The sequence below is a fragment of the Paracoccus binzhouensis genome (assembly GCF_016446475.1).
Classification (GTDB): Bacteria; Pseudomonadota; Alphaproteobacteria; order Rhodobacterales; family Rhodobacteraceae; genus Paracoccus; species Paracoccus binzhouensis.
The window spans coordinates 1-532 of sequence record NZ_JAEHFP010000270.1 but is presented as its reverse complement, the minus strand read 5'-3'; the positions used below and the strand labels follow the sequence as shown (position 1 = coordinate 532).

At 76.7% G+C, this 532-nt stretch carries 1 pseudogene; it reads left to right on the top strand.

The features are described from left to right. Nucleotides 1–532: pseudogene (locus I9P22_RS24405) on the top strand (chromosome segregation protein SMC); the annotation flags it as partial.

Here is a 532-nt window from a genome sequence, read left to right as displayed (position 1 = left end):
GAGGCGCTGCGCGCCGCGATCCGCGCCGCCACCGAGGCCGAGGCCCAGGCCCGCCGCGCCATCGCCGCCCGCGAGGCGGCCGAGGCGAAGCTGCCGCCGCTGCGCGAGGAGGAGCAGGTCGCGAGCGTCATCCTGTCCCGCGCCACCGTCGAGCGCGAGGCGCTGGACGAGGCCGAGGCCCGCGCCACCCAGGCGATCCAGACGCTGCTGGCGCGCATCGCCCAGCTCGACCGCGACATCGAGCGGGAATCGGCGCTGAACCGCGATGCCGGCGAGGTGATCGCGCGGCTGGAATGGGAAAGGCGCGAGCTGGAAAAGGCCGGGCAGGGCCATGACGAACGGCTGGAGGCTGCCGGCACCGCCGCCGAGGAAGCCGCCGAGGCGCTGCGCGAGGTCGAGGCCAAGCTGGCCGAGCTGACCGACGAATCCGCCCGGCTGGCCGCCCGCCACCAATCCGCCGAGCGGCTGGTCCACGACCTGCGGCAGATGCAGGACCGCGCCACCCGCGCCGCCGCCGAGGCCGAGGCGGCCG